The sequence below is a fragment of the Clostridium sp. Marseille-QA1073 genome (assembly GCF_054863625.1).
This window is the reverse complement of the sequence record NZ_JBSVQM010000005.1, coordinates 158,143-183,948: the sequence shown is the minus strand read 5'-3', so window position 1 is coordinate 183,948 and position 25,806 is coordinate 158,143. Positions and strand designations below refer to the sequence as shown.

Sequence of the window (25,806 nt, the reverse complement as noted above, 5' to 3'; positions counted from 1 at the left end):
ATGTATAATTTGTATTATAATGGAAACATGTATTAAGGCTTTAAAATTGTTTCGGAAGAATTATAAGAATTTTCATAATATTGGTTATAGTTCGCTGGTTTAGTGAATATATTATGGTATATGAAAATGAACAAAAAACTAAGGGAAAGAGGGGTTACGATGGACAATACTATGTTGAACAACAAAATTTACTTGGAGGGAAGAGTTATTTCAGAATTGGAATTTAGCCATGAAATGTATGGGGAAGGCTTTTATAATTTTGATTTTGAAGTACCAAGATTAAGTGATGCTACTGATGTTTTAACTATAACTGTTTCAGAAAGATTAATAACAGGTATGAATGTTGGAATAGGTAGTGAACTTATAGTAGAAGGGCAATTAAGATCATACAATAAGTTTGTTGACGGATCAAATAGACTTATATTAACAGTATTTGCAAGAGATATTAAAGAATTAAAAGAAAGAAGTAAAAATCCAAACCAAATTTATTTAGATGGCTATATATGTAAAGCGCCAGTATATAGAACAACTCCTTTTGGACGTGAAATTGCAGACATGCTTTTAGCGGTTAATAGATTATATAACAAATCCGACTATATCCCTACAATTGCTTGGGGAAGAAATTCTAGATTCTGCAGGAGTTTAGAAATAGGAGATAACATAAGGATTTGGGGAAGAGTACAAAGTAGAGAATATCAAAAGAGAATCTCTGAAACTGAAGTTGTTAAAAAGATAGCATATGAAGTTTCAATATCTAAAATGGAAAAAGTAAATGATGAAGATGAAGCTCTAGATGAAGAAAATACAACAACTGTTTTAGTTGAGGAGAATACAGAATCAGATGTTAATATAGAATCAGATGTTAATATAAATGATGCAGTTTAAATTTTTGAAATAAAATAGTTAGTTAAATATGACTTGTATAAGAGGCTGTAGATTTAGCTGATAGTAATTATTAGCTGTTTCAGTATTGCGCAAAATAGGGTAATAATACTGATTAATTATTTATTTGCTGATATTATAAAAATGGTGATCATAGACCACCATTTTTATTTATTCTTTATTTTCTTAAATCATCCAATAATTCAGTTTTGCCTTTCGTTTTAATATCAACAGTTTTAATTATTTTTGCAGGGCATCCTGCTACTACTACATTTTCAGGTACATCTTCAGTAACGATTGATCCAGCAGCAACTACTGAATTATCTCCTATTTTAACACCTTCTAATATAACTGCATTTGCACCTATTAAAACATTGTCACCAATCTCACAAGGTGATTTACTTGGCGGTTCTAAAACTCCTGCAACTACAGCACCAGCTCCTAGATGAACTCTTTTTCCAAGTTTTCCTCTAGCGCCAACAACGGCATTCATATCTACCATGGTTTCTTCACCAATTTCAGCACCTATATTTATAACTGCACCCATCATAATAACTGCATTTTTACCGATACTAACCATGTCGCGTATAATAGCACCAGGCTCAATTCTAGCATCTATATTTTTAATGTCCAGCATTGGAATTGCAGAATTTCTTCTATCGTTTTCTATTCTGTAATTCTTAACTTTTTCATTATTATTTTCTAGGAAATTTTGTACCTCATCATAATTTCCAAATAATATGTAAAAATTTCCTTCGCCATAACATTCTATGTTATTGAAATCACAATCTTTAATATTACCATTTACATAAGCTTTAACAGGAGTAGCTTTTTTAGATTCTTTAATATATCTTGCTATTTCATATGGATCTGTTAAATTGTAATTCATGTTCAATCTCCTTTCCAAGTGTAGTTTGAATATGAACATATAACTTTTGTTCATACACTAAATAATATAATATTAAAGTTATATTTGCAATACTTAACCAATTGAGAATTAAGGATTCCTATTGATCACTAAGATTAAAATTAATTATTATTCAATTTATTTTTTTATAAGAATTTATAAAGTAACGTAAAAAGAACAAATAAATTTTAGATTTTTTATTAAAGGAGAAATACTAAATAATCCTCCATCGTCTGTTATAAACCTTAAATTGTATAAGTACTTTTAATAATTTGGTATAATTTATAGAGAATGATATAATAAAATCAACGTATAGGAAAGGGGTAGTGATACCATGGGAAAATTAAAAGAGGGATACATACAAATATACACAGGCAATGGAAAAGGAAAAACTACTGCTGCAGTAGGTCTTGCAACAAGGGCAGCAGGAAATGAATTTAAGGTTACTATGGTACAATTTTTAAAGAGTGGATCAACTGGAGAATTAGAAAGCGCTAAAAGACTTTCGACCTATTTTAATATATATAGATTTGAAAAACCACGAGGATTTTTCTGGACGTTAAATGATGACCAAAAGGCTGAATTAAAAGAAGAAATACAAGAAGCTTATAGATTTTGCTTAAAAGTTATGGAAGATAAACAGTGTGATATATTGATTATGGATGAAATCATGGGAGCTTTAGGTAATGGATTGGTTTCAGAAGAACAATTATTAGAACTTATGGATAAGAAACCAAAAGATATGGAACTTATTATGACAGGTAGAAATGTTCCAGAAAGAATTATGGAAAAGGCTAACCTTGTTACAGAAATGAAAGATATAAAACATTATTTCAATGAAGGTGTACCAGCTAGAAAAGGCGTAGAGTTTTAAGTGCTGGACAATATTTAAATTATTATTTAATAATTAAAAAGGACTGATTATATGAATAATATATTCTCAAAAAATGTAGAGAGTATAGAGATATCTGGAATAAGAAAATTTTATAATAAAGTATCAAAAATACCTGATGCAATATCATTAACACTAGGCCAACCGGATTTTCATACGCCTAAAGCAGTTAAAGAGGGAGTTATTAAAGCGATAAATGAGAATAGAACAGTGTATACTCCTAATGCAGGAATATTAGAACTTAGAGAAGAAATATCTAATTTTCTAAAAGGCTTCGGAATTCACTACAATGCTGATGAAGTTTGTATTACTGTTGGTGGTAGTGAGGGATTAATGTGCGTATTTGCCACACTATTAAATAGTGGTGACAAAGTGTTAGTTCCTCAAATAGCTTATCCTGCCTATGAAAGCTTAGTGAAGATGTTGGGAGGAGAGATTATTAATTATCCTTTGAAAGAAGATTTTTCTATAGATTTTAATAAGTTAAGGGAATTAATAATAGCTGAAAAACCTAAAGCTTTAATAGTTTCATATCCTAGCAATCCAACAGGTAGTATACTTTCTAAAAAGGAGAGAGATGAATTTTATAAAATAATAAAAGAAAATGATATAATTGCTATATCTGATGAGATATATTCTTCACTTTGTTATGATAATTACTATTCTATATGTCAATGTAAAGATATAAAAGATAAGATAATTTTAGTAAGCGGATTTTCAAAAATGTTTTCTATGACAGGACTTAGAGTAGGGTATGTTGCATCAAGTGAATACATAATGAAAAATATAATTAAAGTTCATCAGTATAACGTTTCTTCAGCTACTTCTGTAAGTCAATATGCTGCCTTAGAAGGATTAAAGTGTTCCTTAGATGATGTTGCATATATGAAGGAGCAATTTAAAAAAAGAAGAGATTATGTATATAATAGATTAAAAGATATGGGGCTTCAAGTTCATATTCCTAAAGGTGCTTTTTATATATTCCCATCCATAAAAAGCTTTAATATGAGTAGTGAAGAATTTTGTCATAGACTTTTACATGAAGAAAAGGTAGCTATAGTACCTGGCTCAGCTTTTGGAGAAGGTGGGGAAGGCTATATAAGAATATCTTACTGCTACAATGAAAATGAGCTTAAAGAAGCTTTAGATAGAATGGAAAAATTTATTGAAAGACTTCGTAGTGAGAAATATACATAACTTAGACAATGGACAATTGACAATTAAAATAAAAGTGGTGATTTATATCACCACTTTTTATTTTAATTTATTTTACTACATCATCCATTGAGTACATACCTTTTTCTTTATTATAAACAAAGGCACATGCTCTTAAGGCACCTACTGCAAAAACCTCTCTGGAGATTGCAGAATGTTTAATTTCTATAACTTCACCTTGACCAGCAAATATTATTTCATGGTTTCCAATTATATTTCCACCACGAATAGTATGAATACCTATTTCTTGTTTATCTCTTTTAGCTATTCCTTCTCTTCCAAAGATAAATTTTGTTTCATCATTTATAGAATCTTTGATAGTGTTTGCTAATAGAAGAGCAGTTCCACTAGGGGCATCTACTTTTTGATTATGATGCTTTTCTATAATTTCTATATCAAAGTCATTATAAAGCGTATTACTTATATTCTTTAATACATTATTTATTATATTTATTCCTATGGACATATTAGCAGAGAAAAACACAGGAATAGTATTACTTAAAGCATGAATATGAGCTTTTTGTTCTTCATCATATCCTGTAGTACAAAATACAACAGGTTTATTTTTATTAATTGCAAATTGAGAAATTTGCTTTAATGTATCTGGTCTTGAGAAATCTAAAATAACATCTATTTCTTCATTACATTCATCTATATTATCATAGATTGGATATTTAAGAGATTCTTCTTTAAATCTATCCAATCCAGCTACAATAGATAAGTTTTCAAATTTTTCAACGGTAGAAGAAATTATTCTTCCCATTTTTCCACTACATCCAACTAAAAGGATTTTAACCATAGTAGTCCTCCTATTTAATTAAGTTATAAGCTTTTAATTCGTATTGTAAAGTTTTAAGATTTATTTCTTCCATATCTACAAGAGGTAATCTTAAAGAACCTACTTCCATACCCATTAAATTAAGTGCAGTTTTAACAGGAATAGGATTTGTCTCTATAAAAAGAGAATTAGCTAATGGTAAAGTTTTAAGCTGTAAATCTAAAGCATCCTTTACATTGCCATTTAAATAGTATTCACAGATATTGTGAACATCTTTAGGAATTACGTTAGCAAGTACAGAAATAACTCCTATACCACCCATTGCCAGTATAGGAACAATTTGATCATCATTTCCTGAGTATATATCTAGTTTATCTTTGCATAAAGATTTTATTTTTATAATTTGACTCATGTCACCACTAGCTTCTTTAACAGCAACTATATTATCAAGTTCACATAATTCTGCAAGGGCAGAAGGTGGTATATTCATTCCTGTTCTAGAAGGTACATTATAAACTACTATAGGTGTTTTTACACTATTAGCAATGGCTTTAAAATGTGCTATAAGTCCTTTAGAACTAGTTTTATTATAGTAAGGATTTATAACTAGTAGTCCATCTGCTCCAACTTCTTCTGCATATTTACTCATTTCAATTGAAGCTTGTGTGTTATTTGTACCAGTGCCAGCAATAACAGGAATTCTTTTATTTACTACATCTATAACAAACTTAATAGTTTCTTTTTTCTCATTTGTTGACATTGTAGAAGCTTCACCAGTAGTTCCACAAACTATGATAGCATCGGTTTTATTTTCAATATGCCATTCTATAAGCTCTCTTAACTTATTAAAGTCAACACCAGTTTCATTAAAAGGAGTAACAATTGCTACACCTGAACCCTTAAAAATACTCATAATATTATCTTCCTTTCTAAAATATAATAAAAGACCATACTTATCTAGTCATTTATTTATCAATTCTTTATATAATTCTAAATTAAGCCTTTTTCTATAAAGGTTTCTGCAATCTGAATTGCATTAAGGGCTGCCCCTTTTCTTATGTTGTCAGCGACAACCCATAAATTTAAACCTTTATCTACACTAAAATCTCTTCTTATTCTGCCAATATAAACTTCATCTTTTCCAGCAATAGTTATTGGCATCGGATAGATTTCTTCCTTAGTATTATCCATTACAACTATACCTTCGGATTTTTTATAAAGTTCAAAAATATCTTCTATATTAAAGTCTTTTTTAAGTTCAACATTAATACTTTCGCTATGACCGTGATAAACAGGTACTCTAACTGTAGTAGCAGTGATTCTTAAATTAGTATCATGAAGTATTTTCTTACTTTCATCAATCATTTTCATTTCCTCTTTGGTGTAACCATTATCTAAGAATACATCAATTTGAGGTATTACATTATAAGCAATTGGAGAAGTGAATTTTTTAGGTGCTTCACCTTTAATACCATTCTCTAAATCACTATACCCATGCATTCCAGCACCAGATACTGCTTGATAAGTAGAGTAAATAACTCTTTCAATACCATAAGCATCATATAGTGGCTTTAAAGCTACCATAGCTTGTATGGTAGAACAATTAGGATTTGCTATTATACCATTATGATTTCTAACATCTTCTCCATTAACTTCTGGCACTACTAGAGGCACATTCTCATCCATTCTAAAAGCACTGCTGTTATCAATAACTACAGATCCATATTTAACGAATATCTTTGCATATTCTAAACTAGTGCTTCCACCAGCAGAAAAAAGGGCAAAGTGTATTTTTTTATTGCATATATTTTCTTCTTTTAATTCTTCAACAACAATTTCTTTTTCTTTATAGTTAATAATAGAGCCGGCAGAGCGTTTAGAAGCAAAAAGATAAAGATTTTCTATAGGAAAGTTTCTATCTTTTAAAATTTCAATAAATTGTCTTCCAACCATACCTGTGGCTCCAACAATAGCTACATTATAAGTCAATTAAATCACTCCTTAAAAGTTCTTTACTATATTATATAATTTTAGAATAAAAAGTTATATAGTTTAAAAAAATAAATTTTATTGTTATTGTTAAACTAATAATTATCTTTTTATAAATCAGAAAAAATTACATAAAAAACCATAGGGAAAATATTATTAATTAATTGCTGCACATAAAATATCATTTTATGTAATATTATAAAATCTGAATTGTTAATATAATGAAAATATTTTTAAAATTGTATTAACTTTGATAAGTTTAAATAAACAATATAAAACTAAATTGTTTGACAATTAATAAAGTATATGATAGTATTATAAAAAATGAAATTCTTGTAGAGTTTTTATTCAAAATTCATATTGTTCAATTATATGAAGCTTTCAAATTGCAATATAAATAAAAAAATTAATGATATATTAAGTTTAATTGTAGTTAATAATTAAATTTAATCAACTTTTGCTTGATATTTGACAAAAGCACTTTTTGTTATATCATTGTAAATTTTATGACCAGATTGTTAATGAAGAAAGAATTATCAAAACATTCAGAAAATACAATTAAAATCCATAAAATAAGTCTTAAACATTATTATATATGATATGAAGAAGAATTAGTTGATAAAAAGTAAAGAAATGTTAGCCATACTACTAACATTTTTATTTTCTACTTAACTTAATTGTTCTAAGCTGTGAAATAGGATACTAAAGATGAAATTAATAGTTATAAACTGTATATTAAGTTTTTTATTTATTTAAAAGATTTAAATAAGCTTCCATGAAGTATTATTTAGAATTCAGAGAATAAAAATAAGTACATAAGAATATGTTATAAAAAAATAAAGAGTGGAAATTTATACAAAAAATTATAATATGTAGTTCTAATTATAAGAAGTAAAATAATTTTATTTATATCTTTATAAAATTAGGTATTTACAATGAGATATAAATAAGGTATAAAAATAAGAAAAGAAATTTTACTAAGTTTCCTTAATAATTGCAGTAAAGTTAAATATGAAAAATAATGATTTTAGTGGGCAACATTCTACAACATACCTACAGTAAAGTTTGAACTAAAGTATACAATCATTTAATAATTTTCTTCATAGTATTCATAGTATTGTATCTTTAGTATAAATAAACCCTAAGCAATAGAGAAAACTAAATAACTATAAAACAAAAATAAAATTGAAATTCTTTGAAGAGGCTGAAAGAATTTTATTGAGTTATATATGAATATTAAAAATATATAGCATTATATAGCTTTTTTAGTTTTGCACACATAGAATACATATAAAAGTTGTGTTGAAGGTAGTATTTGGAGTACAGGTATATAAATATTCTTACACTTTTAATAAAAGGTAAGGATATATATAATAAGTTGCAATAAGTGAAAATTTTTTGCAACAACTTTATGCTAAAATGGAGGGATGATGATGTTAAAATTTACTCTAAAGAGATTTGGGTATATGCTTGTAACGCTGTTTATATCAATAACAATTACGTTCATGCTAATACATGCTATACCTGGTGACCCACTAGCGTCAATGGCTAGAAACTTACCACCACAAATTAGGGCAAACTATTATGCCAAGTATGGACTAGATCAACCAGTTATAGTCCAATATGGAAAATTTATTTCTAATTTAGTTCTACATGGAGACATGGGAGAATCTTTAGCTTATGCAGGAAGAAGCGTAGGTAAAACTATAGCTAGTTATGCACCTATATCAGCAAGAATAGGTGGACAAGCAATTGCACTAGGATTTACTATTGGAGTTATTTTAGGTATTTTAGCGGCCTTTAAGAGGGGTAAATGGCCAGATTATTTAGTAATGTTTATCGCTATATTAGGTATTTCTGTACCAAGTTTTGTTATTGCGTCATTGTTGCAGTTTGGATTTACAGTTCATTGGATGGTTTTGCCATCAACTGGTTGGGGAGAATTTAAACACACTATATTGCCAACTATAGCCTTAAGTTTTGGTTCTATAGCAACTTATGCAAGATATATGAGGGCTAACTGTTTAGATGTTATTGGACAGGATTATATATTAACGGCAAAAGCTAAAGGTGTTTCTAAGTTAAGTTTAGTATTTAAACACGTTATAAGGAATGCTATACTTCCAGCTATTACATTATTAGGACCACAAATTGCAAATATATTTATAGGATCATTTGTTGTTGAAAGTATATTTGCTATACCTGGATTAGGTCAATATTTTGTTTCTGCTATATCAGATAGAGATTATAGTATGATAATGGGACAAACTATTTTAGTATCAGCACTATTTATTGTTGCATTATTTGTAGTTGATATAGTTTATGGATTAGTTGACCCAAGAATTAGAGTTTCTAATAGTAGGAGATAGGAGGGAAAGTTATGGCAGAATTATCAAAAGACAAATTTCAGATTATTGGATGTGATACAACAAAATCCAATGAAATTTTAAGACCAAGTATGACTTATTGGCAAGATGCTTGGAGGAGATTAAAGCAAAACAAAGTTGCGATAGTATCTCTTTGCATACTTATAGTCATATCAATAATGGCAATTATAGGACCTAGTTTAGGGAAAGCTATATCTGGAGTAAGTTATGAAGTTACAAATAATAGTTTACTTAATCAAGGACCAAATTCAAGTAACTGGTTTGGAACAGATATGTTAGGAAGAGATACCTTTGGTAGAGTTTGGCAAGGAGCTAGAGTATCTCTTATAATCGGTCTTATAGGTGCATTAATAGATACAGTTCTTGGTTCCATTTATGGGGGAATTGCAGGTTTCTTCGGTGGAATAGCTGACGACATAATGATGAGAATACTAGAAATATTAGTAAGTATTCCTTATCTTGTTATAGTTATATTAATATCTATGATATTTGATAATAAAGGTATTGGAACTTTAGTTATTGCCATGACAGTTACAGGGTGGACTAGTATGGCGAGACTTGTTAGAGGACAATTATTACAAATAAAGGAACAAGAATATGTTCTTGCAGCTAAGGCTCTTGGTGCAAGTCCTTCAAGAATAATTGGTAAACACTTATTACCAAACACTTTAGGTGTTATGATAGTTGCAATAACATTTGATATACCAAGTTTTATATTTGGTGAAGCGTTCTTAAGCTACATAGGTTTAGGAATTCAATCTCCAAAGACAAGTTTAGGATCATTGGCTTCTGCAGCACAACAGAATTTAATGTTCTATCCGGAACAATTACTTTTCCCTGCACTAGTAATATCTCTAATAATGTTATCATTCCAATTATTAGGTGATGGTTTAAGAGATGCACTAGATCCGAAATTACGTCAGTAGGAGGGGAATTTGATGGAAAAAATATTAGATATTAAAGATTTAAGAGTTTCATTCCATACTTACGCTGGAGAAGTTCAAGCGGTAAGAGGAATAAGTTTTCATTTAAATAAAGGTGAGACATTGGCAGTAGTTGGAGAATCTGGATGCGGAAAAACAGTTACAGCTAAGGCGTTAATGAGATTGCTTCCTGAACCAATGCCTGCAGAAATAAAAAAAGAATCAAAAATTACATTTGAAGGAAAAGATATTTTATCAATGGATGAAAAAGAGTTAAGGGAGCTTAGAGGTTCTGATATATCTATGATATTCCAAGATCCTATGACTTCTTTAAACCCAACTATGACTATTGGTAAACAAATTGCTGAAAGTTTAATTATACACAGAGGTATGAGTAAAGACGAAGCTCTAAAAGAAGCTGTAAAAATGCTTGAGTTAGTTAATATACCTAATGCTGATAAAAGAGCACATCAATATCCACACGAATTTTCAGGTGGTATGCGACAAAGAGCTATGATAGCTATAGCACTTGCTTGTAATCCGAAAATACTTATAGCGGATGAGCCAACAACAGCTCTTGATGTTACAATACAAGCACAAATTATGGAACTTATAGGAGATCTTCAAGAAAAACTTGGAACAGCGGTTATTCTTGTAACACACGACCTTGGTGTTGTTGCTGATGCTGCAGACAGAATTCAAGTTATGTATGCGGGACAGATAATAGAAAGAGGAACAGTTGATGAAATATTCTATAACCCTCAACATCCGTATACTTGGGCGCTATTACAATCAGTTCCTAGATTAGATACTAAGAATAAAGGAAAATTGTATTCATTACAAGGAACACCACCAGATCTAATCAAGCCACCAGTTGGATGTCCTTTTGCTGCAAGATGCGAATATTGTATGCAAATTTGTAAAGAAGAAATACCAGAAGTTACAACTGTTACTGATTCTCATGAAGTATCATGTTGGTTAAAACATCCAATGGCTCCCAAAGTAGAAGTTCCTGAAGTTTTGAGAGGAGTGAAGAATAATGGCTAATGAAAAAAATGAAGTCTTAATAGAAGTTAAAAACTTAAAAAAATATTTCCAAGTTGGAAAGACTGCTACTTTAAAGGCTGTTGACAATGTTAGCTTTGATATCTTCAAAGGGGAAACTTTAGGTTTAGTTGGAGAGTCGGGTTGCGGAAAAACAACTTGTGGAAGAACTGTTATGGGATTATATGATGCTACAGAAGGAGCAATATTATTTGATGGTCAAGATGTAGGAAAATTGGATAAAAAGCAGAAAAAAGATTTTACTAGAAGAGCACAAATAATATTTCAAGATCCTTATGCTTCTTTAAATCCAAGAATGACTGTTGGAGATATAATTGGAGAAGGTATAGATATACACGGATTATATAGTGGACAAGAAAGAACAGATAGAATATTTAATTTACTACAATTAGTTGGTTTGAATAAAGAACACGCTTCAAGATTCCCACATGAGTTTTCAGGTGGACAAAGACAAAGAATAGGTATAGCTAGAGCTCTTGCTATAGAGCCAGATTTTATAGTATGTGACGAACCTATATCAGCTCTTGACGTGTCAATTCAAGCACAGGTTGTTAACTTATTAATAAAATTACAAAATGAATTAGGATTAACTTATCTCTTTATAGCTCACGATCTTTCAATGGTTAAGCACATTTCAGATAGAGTTGGGGTTATGTATCTTGGTACAATGGTTGAACTTGCGTCAAGTCATGATTTATATGAGAAGCCATTACATCCATATACTCAAGCGCTATTATCAGCTATTCCAATTCCAGATCCTGAAGTGGAAAGGGGTAAAAAGAGAATTCAACTTGAAGGTGAAGTTCCTAGCCCAATTAATCCAAAACCAGGTTGTAGATTTGCTGCAAGATGTAGATATGCTAAGCCAATTTGCAGTGAAAAGCTTCCAGAATTTAAAGAAATTGAGCCAAAACATTTTGTTGCGTGTCACTTATTATAATAGATATGAAAGACAGGGAGTTCCCTGTCTTTTTTTATATAATGGTCTAATAGAGTAAAAATGTGCTAGAGCGTGAAAGTGCAGATATAACAAATTAAAAATTATGCTGTGTTTTAGATAACTCCTAAAGAGAAAAAAGGAGGAATAAATTTCATTTTTATAAAAATAATATAAGAAGTTTATGGATAAATAATTATAGTATGCTAAATATATGATTATGAGTTATAGCATTAAAAAATATATTAAAGCCTTTGATGTTTAATATTGCTTGCTTTTTTATAATTAGTTTTAAAGATAAACATAAGAAAAATTAGAATTTTACTATGTTAAGAGGGATTTATAAATGCGATGAAGAAGTAAAGAAGAGAGATATCTTCAAAAAGAAGTGTAGAATGTGCTGTAGATAGAATATGTAGCAGCATTATAAATTTAATATGATTAGAGAATGACAAATAAGCAATTAAAGGGTTACTATAGTTTACAGGATATCTTCTTTACTAATAGCCGTAAAAGTATCTTAAAATTGATTATAATAAGAAAAAATAGATAAATATTCTATACAGTAAGTTAAAGATGAAATTGAATTCAGCGTAGGGAATTTTATCAAAGGGTGAAAGTATCAAGTTACCTTATTTATGAACAAATATAAGATGTAATAATTGATATTGCTAGTAGTTTTTTAGATAATAAAGATAATTACCTCTAGAATTTAAATTTTAAAATAATAAGTAAGAAAGAATTAGAAATAGAGAATATTAGAATGTATTAAAATGATTAAACAATATTATGGGTAAGAAATAAATATATCAAATATACTGAATTGCAAATTCAATTATCTTTCAAAGGATTAGATAATCATAGACATAGAAAAACTAAATGATATTCTTTATTTTTATAATGACATTAACACTATCTTAAAATAAAACTCAAATTAAATATATATAATTAAAATTAATTTTCAGAAAAAACTAGCAAGTGCTTTGCTAGTTTTTTTATATATCTAGCATTTTTGAAAGATGATAGGATGAAAAAGGTCATATGGTTAGATGTGTATTTAAAAGACTATATAAGTGGACAAGAATAGCTAAAGAAGTCATCTTTATAAGTATATAATGAAATGACGAAGTGAAAAGAATATTTTTTATTGGCTTCATTATTACTGAAAAGTGTGTTTTGGTCATTCTTACAGCGAAAACTTGATAAAAATTTAAAACTATTTAAATTTTTAATGATCTATTAATATTTTAGTATTAGTTTTGAAAAAATGTAATAAAACTAAACATCTAATAATATATTTAATGTTGTAAACTCATAGTATTTCCACGAAAATTGGAAAATGTACAATTGAATAAATTATTTAATAATATGTCAATAATAATACATTTTATGGTAAAAATCAAGAAAATAAGGCGTAAAATACTAATAAATTTTAGAAAATTAAAGTAAATGTAATGAAAATATTTCAAAGTTCATAAAAAGGTAACTTGATTTTATGAATATGTTAGATTATCGTATATGTATAGAATGTTGGCATTTAGTAGTGAAGTTTACCAAACTGAAATGAAGTTAATTTGTGTAATTTTAAAGTAGTAAAACATAGTAGTAATGAATTTAAACATAGTAAAGTGTACTTTGCTAAGTCAATAAAAAGGGGGATTATTTGTGAAAAGTAAAAGATTATTAGCAGCATTATTAACAGTTTCATTGACTGCGTCCATAGCTTTAGTTGGATGCGGAAAGAAAGAAGATGAGAAACCAGCTGAAGGTAATAATAATGAAACATCAGAAGTTAAAATGGATAAGGAGCAATATTTAAACGTACTGTTACAAGCTGAGCCAAAAACGTTGGATCCTTCAAAAAGTACAGATATGTATTCTTCACAAGTTTTAACCAATGTTATGGAATCACTTACAAGAGTTCAGACCAATGAAGAAGATAAAGATGTTATTACGCCAGGAATAGCTGAAAAGTGGGAAACATCTGAAGATGGGTTGACTTGGACCTTTCATTTAAGAGATGCAAAGTGGTCAGATGGTCAACCAGTTACAGCTGAGCAATTTGTTTATGGCATAACTAGAACTTTAGATCCTAACACTGCTTCTGACTATGCGTTTTTATTATATCCAATAAAGAATGCAGTAGCTTACAATTCAGGTAAAGCTAAAGTAGAAGACGTTGGAATTAAAGCTGTTGATGAAAAAACTCTAGAGTTTACTTTAGAAAGACCATGTTCTTACTTTTTAGATCTAACATATTTTAAAGTAATGGAGCCACAAAGAAAAGATATAATTGAAAAGCATGGTGATAAATATGGTACTGAGGCAGACACAATGGTGTTCACTGGTCCATTTACAATAAAAGAATGGGTGCATAATAATAAAGTTGAATTAGTTAAAAATCCAGAATATTGGGATGCTGAAAATGTAAAATTAGAAAAAGCAACAATGAAAATTATAAAAGAAGTTACTTCAAGAATGAATGAGCTTTATAATGGATCATTAGATCTTGGGGCAGTTACTAAGCCGGAATGGATAGAAAAGTTTGATAAAACAGGAAAATTTGATGTTAAAAAAGGTTATGACGGCTCAGCTACCTATATGTTCTTTAATCAAGATACTAAATACTTTAAAAATGCTAAAATAAGAAAAGCCTTTTCAATAGCAATGGATAGACCAGGCATGGTTAAAACATTATATAAAGATTTAGCGGAACCAGCATTAGCTTGGTGTCCTCCAGCAGTAGAAATAGCAGGAGTAGACTATAGGGAAAGAGCTAATTCTTTACCTGTAGAGGAATTAAAGAAAGATAATCCAGATCCTAAGGCACTGTTAGTTGAGGGGCTAAAAGAGCTAGGATTAGATCCAGACCCATCTAAGCATACTATAAATTACATTCAATCTGGTACAGATGCTAATGCTAAGGAGTTTGCTGAATTCCAACAACAAAACTTTAAGAATGTATTAGGGATAAACATTAATCCAGAATATTGTGAATGGGCGGTATTCCAAAGTAGAACAACTGAAGGTGATTATGAAGTTGCATCTCAAGCTTGGGGAGGAGATTATAATGATCCTAGTACCTTCTTCGATATTTGGCTGTCCACTGCAGGAATGAATAGAGTTGGATGGAAGAGTGAAAAATATGATGAGTTGATTAATAAAGCTAATGGAACTCAAGATCCAGAAGAGAAAGCTAAATTATTTGCTGAAGCTGAAAAAATATTAATTTATGATGATGCAGTATTTGCTCCAGGTGTATGGAGATTTAAAAATACTTATCTACGCAAATTTGTGAAAAATTACAATTCACCAATTTTTGGAGTAATTGATCTTAAAAATGTTTATACAGATGGAAGAGAATAATTTATATAAAAAATAGAAAAATGAGTGATGTAATAAGAATTACATCACTTTTTTTATTATTAGAAATTTGTAATGTGTAAAATTTTTAACTAAAAGTGAATGATATATATATAATTTGAACTAAATTAACAAATTATTATTAAAATGTGTATAAAGTTTTAAATATTATCAAAATAGCTATAAATAAGGAAATATCTATTGATTTATAAAATGCTGTTATATATAATCATAAATATGAAATAGACTTATAAAAAATATTTAAATTTCCTTATATTAATATATAGAATAGTTTAAAAATTATGAAAAATTAAAAATATGAAATATATAAATGAAAATGTTTTCTTTATATGATATTTGTCTTTTTAAGTAGTTTAAAGCAAAGAAATATTAATAATATATATTAAGGATATAATTTAATTTTATATAACCTTCATGGTTAATAATTTCCATGTGAGGGTAAAGATAGTTTGAACACAATAAGTAAGATTGTTGGGTAATAAAAAAGGGGGAATTAATTGTGAAAAGTAAAAGATTATTAGTTGCATTACTAACTGTTTCACTGACTGCTTCCATGGCTTTAGCTGGATGCGGAAAGAAAACAGATGAAAAGCCAGCTGAAGGTGATAATAAAGAAACTTCAGAGGTTAAAATGGACAAGGAACAATATTTAAATGTATTGTTACAAGCTGAGCCAAAATCATTGGATCCTTCAAAAAGTTCAGACAGATACTCTTCTGAAGTTTTAACCAATGTTATGGAAAGTCTTACAAGAATTCAAACTAATGAGGAAGGTAAAGATGTTATTACACCAGGAATAGCTGAAAAATGGGAAGTATCTAAAGATAATTTAACTTGGACTTTCACTTTAAGAGATGCAAAGTGGTCAGATGGACAACCAGTTACAGCAGAGCAATTTGTTTATGGTATAAAGAGAACACTAGATCCTAAAACTGCTTCTGAATATGCATTTTTACTATATCCAATAAAGAATGCAGTAGCTTACAATTCAGATAAAGCTAAAGCGGAAGATGTTGGAGTTAAAGCTGTTGATGAAAAAACTTTAGAGTTCACTTTAGAAAGACCATGTTCTTATTTCTTAGATCTAACATATTTTAAAGTAATGGAACCTCAAAGACAGGATATAGTTGAGAAACATGGTGATAAGTATGGTACAGAGGCGGATACAATGGTATTCTGTGGTCCATTTACAATTAAAGAATGGGTGCATAATAATAAAGTTGAATTAGTTAAAAATCCAGAATATTGGGATGCTGAAAATGTAAAATTAGAAAAAGCAACAATGAAAATTATAAAAGAACCTAATTCAAGAATGAATGAACTTTATAATGGTTCATTAGATTTAGCAGCGGTTAGTAAGCCAGAATGGATAGAAAAGTTTGATAAAACAGAAAAATTTGATGTTAAAAAAGGCTATGATGGCTCAGCTACTTATATGTTCTTTAATCAAGATAGCAAATACTTTAAAAATGCTAAAATAAGAAAAGCATTTTCAATAGCGATGGATAGAGATGGTATGGTTAAAGCTTTATATAAAGATTTAGCAGAACCAGCATTAGCTTGGTGTCCTCCAAAAGTAGAGATAGGTGGGACAGATTATAGAGAAAGAGCTAATTATTTACCGATAGAGGATCTGAAAAAAGATAATCCTGATCCTAAGGCATTATTAATTGAAGGTTTAAAAGAATTAGGATTAGACCCGGATCCATCTAAGCATACCATAAAGTTCATTCAATCTGGTACAGATTCTAATACTAAGGAATTTGCTGAATTTGAACAACAAAACTTTAAGGAAGTATTAGGAATAAATATTGATCCAGAATATTGTGAATGGGCAGTATTCCAAAGTAGAACAAATGAAGGTGATTATGAGATTGCGTCTCAAGGTTGGAGTGGAGATTATAATGATCCTAGTACATTCTTTGATGTTTGGTTATCAACTTCAGGAGTAAATAGAGTTAACTGGAAGAGTGAAAAATACGATGAATTAATTAAAGAGGCTAATGGTTCTGCTGACCCAGAAGAGAAGGCTAAATTATTTGCTGAAGCTGAGAAAATGTTAATTTATGATGAGGCAGTATTTGCTCCAGGTGTATGGAGATATAAAAACACTTATATACGTAAATTTGTTAAGAACTACAATTCACCAACTTTTGGAGTAATTGATCTTAAAAATGTTTACACAGATGGAAGAGAATAATTTGTATAAAATATAGAAAAAATGAGTGATGCAATAAAAGTTGCATCACTTTTGTTTTTGTAGATTTTACACGACAATAATAAGAATAAATTTACTAATTTAACTATGAAGAAGATAATATTATTTAAAATTATTAATAAACTATTAATATAATATGAAGAAAAGATTAAAAATATTATAAATATGTGAAGAATGTGAATTTGTATTTTTAAAATAAATTTAAAAAAATTTTAAAATAATTATAATAAAAAGAATAAAACACCATATATGGAATAAATATTTCAATTAAATGAGGTGAAATTTGTAAAAAACATTAAAAAATATAAAAAAATTTTTCAGAAAAATAAATAATTCATAAGCCATCAAATCTTTATTCAGAAAAAAACTTCTTGATTTGTTAAAAAGTTTAGTTTAATGTATATATATCAAACAAGCTATTAAAATACTAAATATTTAATGGGTTATACATTTAGTAAACTATTAAATATTCTTAATATTTTTAAAAAATATTTGAGAATGTTTTATAAAAGAGGGGGATTAGTTGTGAAAAGTAAAAGATTATTAGTATCATTATTAACAGTTTCACTAACTGCTTCTGTAGTGTTAGCAGGATGTGGAAAGAAGGCAGACGAGAAGCCTGCAGAAGGTGGAAATGAGAATGCTAGCGGAGTTAAAATGGATAAGGAGCAATATTTAAATTTATTATTGCAAGCTGAACCAAAGTCTTTAGACCCATCTAAAGGTACAGATTCTTATTCTTCTCAAGTTTTAACAAATGTAATGGAAGCACTTACAAGAATTGAAACTGATGAAAATGGTAAGGAAACTATTGTACCAGGTGCGGCAGAAAGCTGGAAGACATCTGAAGATGGGATGACTTGGACATTTAAAATAAGAGATATGAAATGGTCAGATGGACAACCAGTTACAGCAGAGCAATTTGTTTATGGTATAAAAAGAACATTAGATCCTAAAACTGCTTCTCAATATGGTTTTTTATTGTATCCAATAAAAAATGCCGTAGCTTACAATTCAGAAGAAGCTAAAGCAGAAGATGTTGGAGTTAGGGCTGTTGATGAAAAAACTTTAGAGTTTACATTAGAAAGACCATGTCCTTATTTTTTAAACTTAACATATTTTAAAGTAATGGAGCCACAAAGACAGGATATAATTGAAAAACACGGAGATAAATATGGAGCGGAAGCTGATACAATGGTATTTACTGGTCCATTTATGATAAAAGAATGGGTGCATAATAATAAAGTTGAACTAGTTAAGAATCCAGAATATTGGGATGCTGAAAATGTAAAATTAGAAAAAGTTACAATGAAAATTATAAAAGAAGAAAACTCTAGGATGAATGAAATCTTCAATGGATCCTTAGATATGGGAGCTGTTACTAAACAGGAATGGATAGAAAAGCTTGATGCAACAGGCAATTTTGAAGTTAGAAGAGGATATGATGGTTCAAGTACTTATGTACAATTTAATCAAAATAGCAAATATTTTAAAAATGCTAAAATAAGAAAAGCCTTTGCATTAGCTATGGATAGAGAAGGTATGGTTAAAACATTATATAGAGGTTTAGCGGAACCAGCAACAGCATGGTGTCCTCCAGAAGTAAAAGTAGGTGGAGTGGACTTTAGAGAAAAGGCTAAATCTCAACCTGTAGAAGATTTGAAAAAAGAAAATCCAGATGCTAAGGCATTGTTAATTGAAGGACTAAAAGAATTAGGATTAGATCCAGACCCATCTAAACATACAATTAAATTTATTCAATCTGGTACTAGTAATGTTCATAAAGAATTTGCTGAGTTTGAACAAGATAATTATAAGAAAGCGCTTGGTATAAATATTGAGCCTGATTATTGTGAATGGGCAGTATTCCAAGCTAGAACAAACGAAGGTGATTATGAACTTGCATCTCAAGCATGGACTGGAGATTATAATGATCCTAACACTTTCTTTGATTTATGGATATCAACTTCTGGTATGAACAGAACAGAATGGAAAAATGAAAAATATGATGAATTAATAAAGAAAGCCAATGAAACTCAAAATGAAGAGGAAAGAGTTAAACTATATACTGAAGCTGAAAGAATGCTAGTTTATGAAGATGCAGCAATTACTCCAGGAGTTTGGAGATATAAAAATACTTATGTACGTAAGTATGTTAAAAATTACTCATCACCAATTTTTGGAACAGTTGATCTTAAACATACTTATACAGATGGAAGATAATAATTAAATATTAAAAAAATAGACAGTTATTTATGATTAAATTTAGTCATGAATAGCTGTCTTTTTTTAATAACTAACTAAAGTAATTTTTACATAGCTAATTTAATTACCTAATTCCTTATCAATTATTTTATTAATTTTAAAATAACAATAGATATTATACGAAGTTTATTTCTAGAAAAAAGAAAGATTTTTAAAAATATAATAATTTATTTATTAGAACTTTTTAGAAACTACTGAAGAGAACATTTACAATAATTAATTTTTTAGAATATGCTCTAAGCATAATACTTTATAAGAATTAAAAAAATATAGGAAAAATTGTAAAAACGAAATTGCAAAAAGTCTAACATATTATTGCAAAATATAAAATTATAAAATTATCTTTTATTTATAAGTTTTTGTTCAAAAAACAATATAAATCTTTAGAAATATAAAATAAAGTAAAAGTTTACAAGAACTTATTTAAAAATTAATAAAAAATGTAAGAAGTTATAATACAACACAAACTAAGCTATAATAAGGGATTTAAATATGTATTAAAAGTTAACTTTTAATACTTTATTAATAATTTTAATAAAAATTATTAAAATTAAATTTTTTTATTAAAAAAACTTTGCATAAAAAATATCTTGATTTTATAAAATTTTTAGTATATTATTTATTTCAAGTGAGAGGCAAAAGACAAAAACATTCAAATAACAATAAATTTAAACAATTTATGACAAATTGTTTAAACAAATAAAGAATAAATTAATTTTTTTCTAATTTAATTAATGTTTTAGGAAAAATATTAATTAATAAACAGTAATAATAAGAAAAATACAAAAGAACTTATTATTTAAAAGAGGGGGATACACTATGAAGAGTAAAAGATTATTATTATCATTATTAACAATTTCACTAACTGCTTCTGTAGCATTAGCAGGTTGTGGAAAGAAGGCAGAAGATAAATCAGCGGAAGGCGAAAATGGAAACACAAATGAAGCTAAGATGGACAAGGATCAATATTTAAATTTACTATTACAGTCTGAACCAAAATCATTAGATCCTTCTAAAAGTACAGATTCATACTCTTCTCAAGTTTTAACCAATGTAATGGAAGCACTTACAAGAGTCGAAACTGATAAAAATGGAAAAGATGTAATTGTACCTGGAGCTGCTGAAAGTTGGACTACATCAGAGGATGGCTTAACTTGGACCTTTAAGCTAAGAGATATGAAGTGGTCAGATGGCCAACCAGTTACAGCGGAACAATTTGTTTATGGTATAAAGAGAACTTTAGATCCTAAAACTGCTTCTCAATATGGATTTCTATTATATCCAATAAAGAACGCAGAAGCTTACAATGGAGGTAAAGATACAGTTAAAGCAGAAGATGTTGCGGTTAAAGCTGTTAATGAAAAAACTTTAGAGTTTACTTTAGAAAAGCCATGCCCTTATTTTTTAGATATAACACATTTTAAAGTAATGGAACCTCAAAGACAAGATATAATTGAAAAACATGGTGATAAATACGGAACTGAAGCAGAAACTATGGTATTTAATGGACCATTCATCATAAAAGAATGGGTTCATAATAATAAAGTTGAACTAGTTAAAAACCCAGAATATTGGGATGCTGAAAATGTAAAATTAGAAAAAGCAACAATGAAAATTATAAAAGAAGAAGCCTCAAGAATGAACGAACTTTATAACGGTTCATTAGATGTGACGGCAGTTACTAAGCAAGAATGGATAGATAAGCTTGATAAGACTGGAAACTACGATGTTATAAAAGGATATGATGGTTCAGCAACTTATATGTTCTTTAATCAAAATGATAAATATTTTAAAAATGCTAAAATAAGAAAAGCCTTTACTATAGCTATGGATAGAGAAGGTATGAGTAATACTTTATATAGAGGTTTATCAGAACCAGCAAAGGCTTGGTGTCCTCCAGCAGTACAAATAGGTGAAGTAGAATTTAGAGAAAAAGTTAAATCTGAACCATTAGAGGATTTAAAGAAGGATAATCCAGATCCTAAAGCTTTACTTATAGAAGGTTTAAAAGAAGAAGGGTTAGACCCAGATCCATCTAAACATACTATACAATTCATCCAATCAGGTACTAGTGCTAGAGATAAAGAGTTTGCAGAGTTCGAGCAAGAGAACTTTAAATCAGTATTAGGTATAAATATTCAACCCGAATACTGCGAATGGGCAGTATTCCAAGCGAGAACAGATTCAGGAGACTATGCAATTGCATCTCAGGCATGGACTGGAGATTACAATGATCCTAACACTTTCTTCGATTTATGGACATCAAATTCTGGTATGAACAGAACTGGATGGAAAAATTCTAAATATGATGAACTAATAAAGAAAGCTAGTGAAACACAGGATTTAGAAGAAAGAGCTAAAATCTTTGCTGAAGCTGAAAAAATATTAGTTTATGAAGATGCAGCAATTAGTCCTGGTGTATGGAGATTTAAAAATACTTATGTTCGCAAATATGTTAAGAATTATTCATCTCCAACTTTTGGAACAATTGATTTAAAACATACTTATATTGAAGGTAGATAATAAATAAGAAATAGGGCAGTTTTGCCCTATTTTTTATTTATAACTGAATTGTAAACTATGAAATATACCATTGTGAATTTAATAGCTTTAATTAGAATACTAAAAAGGCTAATTATTTTGAAATATACATTGATTTTAGAGCCAGGATGTCTATATATAGTCTAATATATTTACAAACAAACACTTTTATTTACTGATTTATAAAAATAAATTTACAATATTAAATAAAATATAACATTGTTAAATGAATAAAATATAAAAAATCATTTTTAGAAAAAATATTTTTTAAAATTAAATTTATTAGACGATATTTAGGTATAAAAAACCTTTCCTGGTAGAGAATATAACTATAGCAGGAGGGGTATAAACATGGGAAAAACACCATTAAAAAAGGTTATCAAAGCTAAGCTTAAAAGTAATAAAGAATTAACTCCTTACGAGGAGATGAGAGAAAAGATAAAATATGAAATTGCAGAAGAATTAGGACTTATAGATAAGGTAAAGGAATTGGGGTGGAGTGGTCTTACCGCAGAGGAAACAGGGCGAATTGGAGGATTGATGACTAAGAAAAAGAAGATGCTAAATATTCCTAAAAACGAAGATGCATATTAATAAAAAAATGGTATATATTGTAAATTTATTGAGCTGTTATTGTTTTATATTTTATATATTTAATTATAAAACTTTGGACAAATATTTAGAAAAGCTGTAATATATTATTGTTATTTATTATAAGAGTTTATTAATTTTATATAATTTTAAGGAGAAGAAGAATGTACTGTTATAAGAATTTTGCCAGTATATATGATGAACTTATTTATGGTGATGTTGATTATAAAAATTGGTGTGAAAAAATATTAAAAATATGTGAGGAATACTCCTTAGAAAGAAGAAACTATTTAGATTTAGCCTGTGGCACAGGAAATTTAACAGTAGAATTAGGTAAAAGCTTTCAAAATGTTTACGCTGTAGACTTATCACAGGAAATGCTTACAATAGCAGAAGAAAAGCTTCGTGATAATGGCATAAGAGCAAAGGTTTTTTGCCAAAATATATGTAATTTGAGCATAAAAAATAATTTCAATCTAATTACCTGTGCTTTAGATTCTACTAACTATATTACAGAAAAAGAAGATTTAAAAAAATACTTTGAAGGTGTCTATAATTTATTGAGAGAAGATGGAGTGTTTATATTTGATATAAATTCCCAACATAAACTTATTAATATATTAGGTAATAACACTTTTAACTATGATAGTGAAGATGTTGTATATATATGGGAAAATTACTTGGAGAATGATATAGTAAATATGTATTTAACTTTTTTTGTAAGGGAAGGACAAGTCTATAAACGATTTGATGAAGAACATTGTGAAAGAGCTTACAGCGAAGAATATATTGAGGGAATTTTTAAAGGTTTAGGATTTAAATTAGAGAAAAAATTAGATTGTTATGATAATATACCTGTAAGTGAAAAAACTGAAAGAATCACATATGTATTAAGAAAATAAATTTAAGTTATATAAAATATTAGTTAAAGATAGTAGTATTATTTTATATTGGATTAGGAAATAGAGTTCCATCATAGTATGCTATGAGTGAGCTTTAATAAGATAGGATAATAAAAAACAGACTAGTATATTGACTAGTTATTTTTTAAGATATACAAATATATGGATTTAAACTAGGAGGAAGAAGATGGATAAGTTAGTAAGAGCAACAGCACATAATGGTGATGTTAGAATAATAGCAGCAATAACTACAAATATGGTTCAAGAAGGAATAAAAGCTCATAATTGCACACCTACAGCATCAGCAGCTTTAGGAAGAATGTTAACAGCTGGAGGTTTAATGGGAGCTATGCTTAAAGCTAAAGGGGATAGTTTAACTCTTCAAATAGATGGAGAGGGAGAAGCAAAGAGTGTAGTGGTAACTGCTCATGCTGATGGAAGTGTTAAAGGATATATAGGAAATCCAAATGTAGATTTACCATTAAAGCCAAATGGTAAATTAGATGTTGGAGGTGCTATAGGAAAAGAAGGCTATTTAAAGGTTATAAGGGACATGGGACTTAAAGAGCCATATGTAGGTCAAGTTCCTATATATACTGGAGAAATAGGGGATGATTTAGCCTATTATTTTACAGTTTCAGAGCAAACACCATCTGCAGTGGCATTAGGTGTATTAGTTGATACAGATTTAAGTATAAAAGCAGCTGGTGGATTTATAATTCAAATGATGCCAGGAGCTTCTGAGTTTTTAGCAGATATAATAACTTATAGACTTGAAGAAATTCCTTCAATAACTACTATGATAAGTGATGGAATGACCATAGAAGAAATATTAAAAAATATATTTGAAGATATGGATATTAACATATATGAAGAAGGAAAAATAGAATTTAAATGTGATTGCTCAAGAGAGAGAGTAGAGAGAGTTTTAATTAGTATAGGTAAAAAAGAATTACAGAATTTATATGAAGATGGAAAAACAGAAGAAATAAAGTGCCATTTTTGTAATAAAGCTTACGACTTTACAACGGAACAAATAGGACAATTATTAAAAGAATTATAAAATGAGGCAATGATATTAAAAGTATTAATAAAAAATTTAAAGAAATTAATTCTTTGAAGATTAATTTCTTTAATAAATTTTTTACTAGCAATATAATTGCTAGTTTTTTTATAATAATCTAATGTACAATTTTAAAAAAGAAATCAATTAAAGACTTCTCTTAAAAAAGTGAATAATTATGATTTGTAAATAGATAATCTTTAATTATATTAAGTAAGTTTTTATAAATTTTTCATTTTTAATTAACAAAGAAGTTATAGGTTATTAAATATAAGAAAATAAAAGATATATTTCAAAAAATAGAGTAATATAAAAATAATTTCTTTAAATAGCAAAATAATCTATTGACATTAATGCTTATTTTTTATAAAATATAAATGTATTCGGCAGGTTGCTGAGAAAAAGTGGTCGCATAGCTCAGCTGGGAGAGCATCTGCCTTACAAGCAGAGGGTCACAGGTTCGATCCCTGTTGCGACCACCAAATAATATATGGCCCAGTGGCTCAGTTGGTTAGAGTGCCGGCCTGTCACGCCGGAGGTCGAGGGTTCGAGTCCCTTCTGGGTCGCCATTTAAATTTTAATATGACAGTTATTTTTGGCTCGATAGCTCAGTCGGTAGAGCAGAGGACTGAAAATCCTCGTGTCGCTGGTTCGATTCCTGCTCGAGCCACCAAATAAACGCGGGAGTGGCTCAGTGGTAGAGCGTCACCTTGCCAAGGTGAACGTCGCGGGTTCGAATCCCGTCTTCCGCTCCAATATGGCGCTATAGCCAAGTGGTAAGGCAGAGGCCTGCAAAGCCTTTATCCCCAGTTCAAATCTGGGTGGCGCCTCCAAAAAAGCATTGCTAAATAGCAATGCTTTTTTTAT

18 protein-coding genes and 5 tRNA genes are annotated in these 25,806 nt (G+C 28.9%); 19 read left to right on the top strand and 4 right to left on the bottom strand.

The window, feature by feature from the left end:
• The first annotated feature begins 159 nt into the window (after positions 1–159).
• Entirely contained in the window at positions 160–885 is a 726-nt protein-coding gene (locus ACY1IQ_RS06515; RefSeq protein WP_461613200.1) for a single-stranded DNA-binding protein, read from the top strand.
• A 175-nt stretch (positions 886–1,060) separates the two neighbouring features.
• On the opposite strand, the gene dapD is transcribed toward ACY1IQ_RS06515, so the two are convergent.
• Complete coding sequence (gene dapD, locus ACY1IQ_RS06510) at positions 1,061–1,771, bottom strand: 2,3,4,5-tetrahydropyridine-2,6-dicarboxylate N-acetyltransferase (RefSeq protein ID WP_461613199.1); 711 nt, start codon at positions 1,769–1,771, stop codon at positions 1,061–1,063.
• A gap of 352 nt (positions 1,772–2,123) precedes the next feature.
• Here dapD and ACY1IQ_RS06505 point away from each other — a divergent pair, with 352 nt between their 5' ends.
• Positions 2,124–2,663, top strand: a complete 540-nt coding sequence (locus ACY1IQ_RS06505) for a cob(I)yrinic acid a,c-diamide adenosyltransferase (RefSeq protein WP_461613198.1) — start codon at positions 2,124–2,126, stop codon at positions 2,661–2,663.
• 51 nt (positions 2,664–2,714) lie between these two features.
• Entirely contained in the window at positions 2,715–3,878 is a 1,164-nt protein-coding gene (locus ACY1IQ_RS06500) for a pyridoxal phosphate-dependent aminotransferase (protein WP_461613197.1), read from the top strand.
• A 67-nt stretch (positions 3,879–3,945) separates the two neighbouring features.
• On the opposite strand, the gene dapB is transcribed toward ACY1IQ_RS06500, so the two are convergent.
• From dapB to ACY1IQ_RS06485, 3 genes are all read right to left on the bottom strand, one after another.
• Entirely contained in the window at positions 3,946–4,695 is a 750-nt protein-coding gene (gene dapB, locus ACY1IQ_RS06495; protein ID WP_461613196.1) for a 4-hydroxy-tetrahydrodipicolinate reductase, read from the bottom strand.
• 10 nt (positions 4,696–4,705) lie between these two features.
• Positions 4,706–5,587, bottom strand: coding sequence for a 4-hydroxy-tetrahydrodipicolinate synthase (gene dapA, locus ACY1IQ_RS06490; RefSeq protein WP_461613195.1), 882 nt, complete (start codon positions 5,585–5,587; stop codon positions 4,706–4,708).
• A gap of 77 nt (positions 5,588–5,664) precedes the next feature.
• Positions 5,665–6,663, bottom strand: coding sequence for an aspartate-semialdehyde dehydrogenase (locus tag ACY1IQ_RS06485; RefSeq protein WP_461613194.1), 999 nt, complete (start codon positions 6,661–6,663; stop codon positions 5,665–5,667).
• 1,433 nt (positions 6,664–8,096) lie between these two features.
• Between ACY1IQ_RS06485 and ACY1IQ_RS06480 the strand changes: the two genes are divergently transcribed.
• The 16 genes from ACY1IQ_RS06480 to ACY1IQ_RS06405 all read left to right on the top strand — a co-directional run bounded on the left by ACY1IQ_RS06480 (position 8,097) and on the right by ACY1IQ_RS06405 (position 25,772).
• Entirely contained in the window at positions 8,097–9,032 is a 936-nt protein-coding gene (locus ACY1IQ_RS06480; RefSeq protein WP_461613193.1) for an ABC transporter permease, read from the top strand.
• 11 nt (positions 9,033–9,043) lie between these two features.
• Positions 9,044–9,976: an ABC transporter permease gene (locus ACY1IQ_RS06475; RefSeq protein ID WP_461613192.1), complete on the top strand. Its 933-nt coding sequence runs from the start codon at positions 9,044–9,046 to the stop codon at positions 9,974–9,976.
• Positions 9,977–9,988: 12 nt separating this feature from the next.
• Positions 9,989–11,020: an ABC transporter ATP-binding protein gene (locus ACY1IQ_RS06470; protein ID WP_461613191.1), complete on the top strand. Its 1,032-nt coding sequence runs from the start codon at positions 9,989–9,991 to the stop codon at positions 11,018–11,020.
• Positions 11,013–11,978 (top strand): ABC transporter ATP-binding protein, encoded by a 966-nt coding sequence (locus ACY1IQ_RS06465; RefSeq protein WP_461613190.1) that lies wholly within the window; start codon positions 11,013–11,015, stop codon positions 11,976–11,978. Before ACY1IQ_RS06470 ends, ACY1IQ_RS06465 begins: the two co-directional genes overlap by 8 nt.
• A gap of 1,662 nt (positions 11,979–13,640) precedes the next feature.
• Positions 13,641–15,341, top strand: a complete 1,701-nt coding sequence (locus tag ACY1IQ_RS06460; RefSeq protein ID WP_461613189.1) for a peptide ABC transporter substrate-binding protein — start codon at positions 13,641–13,643, stop codon at positions 15,339–15,341.
• A 517-nt stretch (positions 15,342–15,858) separates the two neighbouring features.
• Positions 15,859–17,559, top strand: coding sequence for a peptide ABC transporter substrate-binding protein (locus ACY1IQ_RS06455; protein ID WP_461613188.1), 1,701 nt, complete (start codon positions 15,859–15,861; stop codon positions 17,557–17,559).
• A 543-nt stretch (positions 17,560–18,102) separates the two neighbouring features.
• The gene (locus tag ACY1IQ_RS06450) at positions 18,103–19,800 is read left to right on the top strand and encodes a peptide ABC transporter substrate-binding protein (protein WP_461613187.1); all 1,698 of its coding nucleotides are present in this window, start codon (positions 18,103–18,105) and stop codon (positions 19,798–19,800) included.
• Positions 19,801–20,661: 861 nt separating this feature from the next.
• Positions 20,662–22,365 (top strand): peptide ABC transporter substrate-binding protein, encoded by a 1,704-nt coding sequence (locus tag ACY1IQ_RS06445; protein ID WP_461613186.1) that lies wholly within the window; start codon positions 20,662–20,664, stop codon positions 22,363–22,365.
• A 369-nt stretch (positions 22,366–22,734) separates the two neighbouring features.
• A complete protein-coding gene (locus ACY1IQ_RS06440) occupies positions 22,735–22,977 on the top strand; it encodes a small, acid-soluble spore protein, alpha/beta type (RefSeq protein ID WP_291568991.1) in 243 nt (80 codons plus the stop codon).
• A gap of 161 nt (positions 22,978–23,138) precedes the next feature.
• On the top strand, positions 23,139–23,876 hold the full coding sequence (locus ACY1IQ_RS06435) for a class I SAM-dependent DNA methyltransferase (RefSeq protein ID WP_461613185.1): 738 nt from the start codon (positions 23,139–23,141) through the stop codon (positions 23,874–23,876).
• A 187-nt stretch (positions 23,877–24,063) separates the two neighbouring features.
• The gene (hslO, locus tag ACY1IQ_RS06430) at positions 24,064–24,939 is read left to right on the top strand and encodes an Hsp33 family molecular chaperone HslO (protein WP_461613184.1); all 876 of its coding nucleotides are present in this window, start codon (positions 24,064–24,066) and stop codon (positions 24,937–24,939) included.
• 406 nt (positions 24,940–25,345) lie between these two features.
• Positions 25,346–25,421: transfer RNA gene (locus ACY1IQ_RS06425), tRNA-Val, on the top strand.
• 10 nt (positions 25,422–25,431) lie between these two features.
• Positions 25,432–25,508 (top strand) — tRNA-Asp (locus ACY1IQ_RS06420).
• Between the two features lie 28 nt (positions 25,509–25,536).
• Positions 25,537–25,612: transfer RNA gene (locus ACY1IQ_RS06415), tRNA-Phe, on the top strand.
• A gap of 7 nt (positions 25,613–25,619) precedes the next feature.
• A tRNA-Gly gene (locus ACY1IQ_RS06410) sits at positions 25,620–25,694 on the top strand.
• Between the two features lie 4 nt (positions 25,695–25,698).
• Positions 25,699–25,772, top strand: a tRNA-Cys gene (locus tag ACY1IQ_RS06405).
• The last annotated feature ends 34 nt before the right edge of the window (positions 25,773–25,806 follow it).

Bases quoted from the DNA above. Each gene is read 5' to 3' on its own strand.
- ACY1IQ_RS06515 (WP_461613200.1), top strand. From the start codon at position 160: ATGGACAATACTATGTTGAACAACAAAATTTACTTGGAGGGAAGAGTT.
- dapD (WP_461613199.1), bottom strand. From the start codon at position 1,771: ATGAATTACAATTTAACAGATCCATATGAAATAGCAAGATATATTAAA.
- ACY1IQ_RS06505 (WP_461613198.1), top strand. From the start codon at position 2,124: ATGGGAAAATTAAAAGAGGGATACATACAAATATACACAGGCAATGGA.
- ACY1IQ_RS06500 (WP_461613197.1), top strand. From the start codon at position 2,715: ATGAATAATATATTCTCAAAAAATGTAGAGAGTATAGAGATATCTGGA.
- dapB (WP_461613196.1), bottom strand. From the start codon at position 4,695: ATGGTTAAAATCCTTTTAGTTGGATGTAGTGGAAAAATGGGAAGAATA.
- dapA (WP_461613195.1), bottom strand. From the start codon at position 5,587: ATGAGTATTTTTAAGGGTTCAGGTGTAGCAATTGTTACTCCTTTTAAT.
- ACY1IQ_RS06480 (WP_461613193.1), top strand. From the start codon at position 8,097: ATGTTAAAATTTACTCTAAAGAGATTTGGGTATATGCTTGTAACGCTG.
- ACY1IQ_RS06475 (WP_461613192.1), top strand. From the start codon at position 9,044: ATGGCAGAATTATCAAAAGACAAATTTCAGATTATTGGATGTGATACA.
- ACY1IQ_RS06470 (WP_461613191.1), top strand. From the start codon at position 9,989: ATGGAAAAAATATTAGATATTAAAGATTTAAGAGTTTCATTCCATACT.
- ACY1IQ_RS06465 (WP_461613190.1), top strand. From the start codon at position 11,013: ATGGCTAATGAAAAAAATGAAGTCTTAATAGAAGTTAAAAACTTAAAA.
- ACY1IQ_RS06445 (WP_461613186.1), top strand. From the start codon at position 20,662: ATGAAGAGTAAAAGATTATTATTATCATTATTAACAATTTCACTAACT.
- ACY1IQ_RS06440 (WP_291568991.1), top strand. From the start codon at position 22,735: ATGGGAAAAACACCATTAAAAAAGGTTATCAAAGCTAAGCTTAAAAGT.
- ACY1IQ_RS06435 (WP_461613185.1), top strand. From the start codon at position 23,139: ATGTACTGTTATAAGAATTTTGCCAGTATATATGATGAACTTATTTAT.
- hslO (WP_461613184.1), top strand. From the start codon at position 24,064: ATGGATAAGTTAGTAAGAGCAACAGCACATAATGGTGATGTTAGAATA.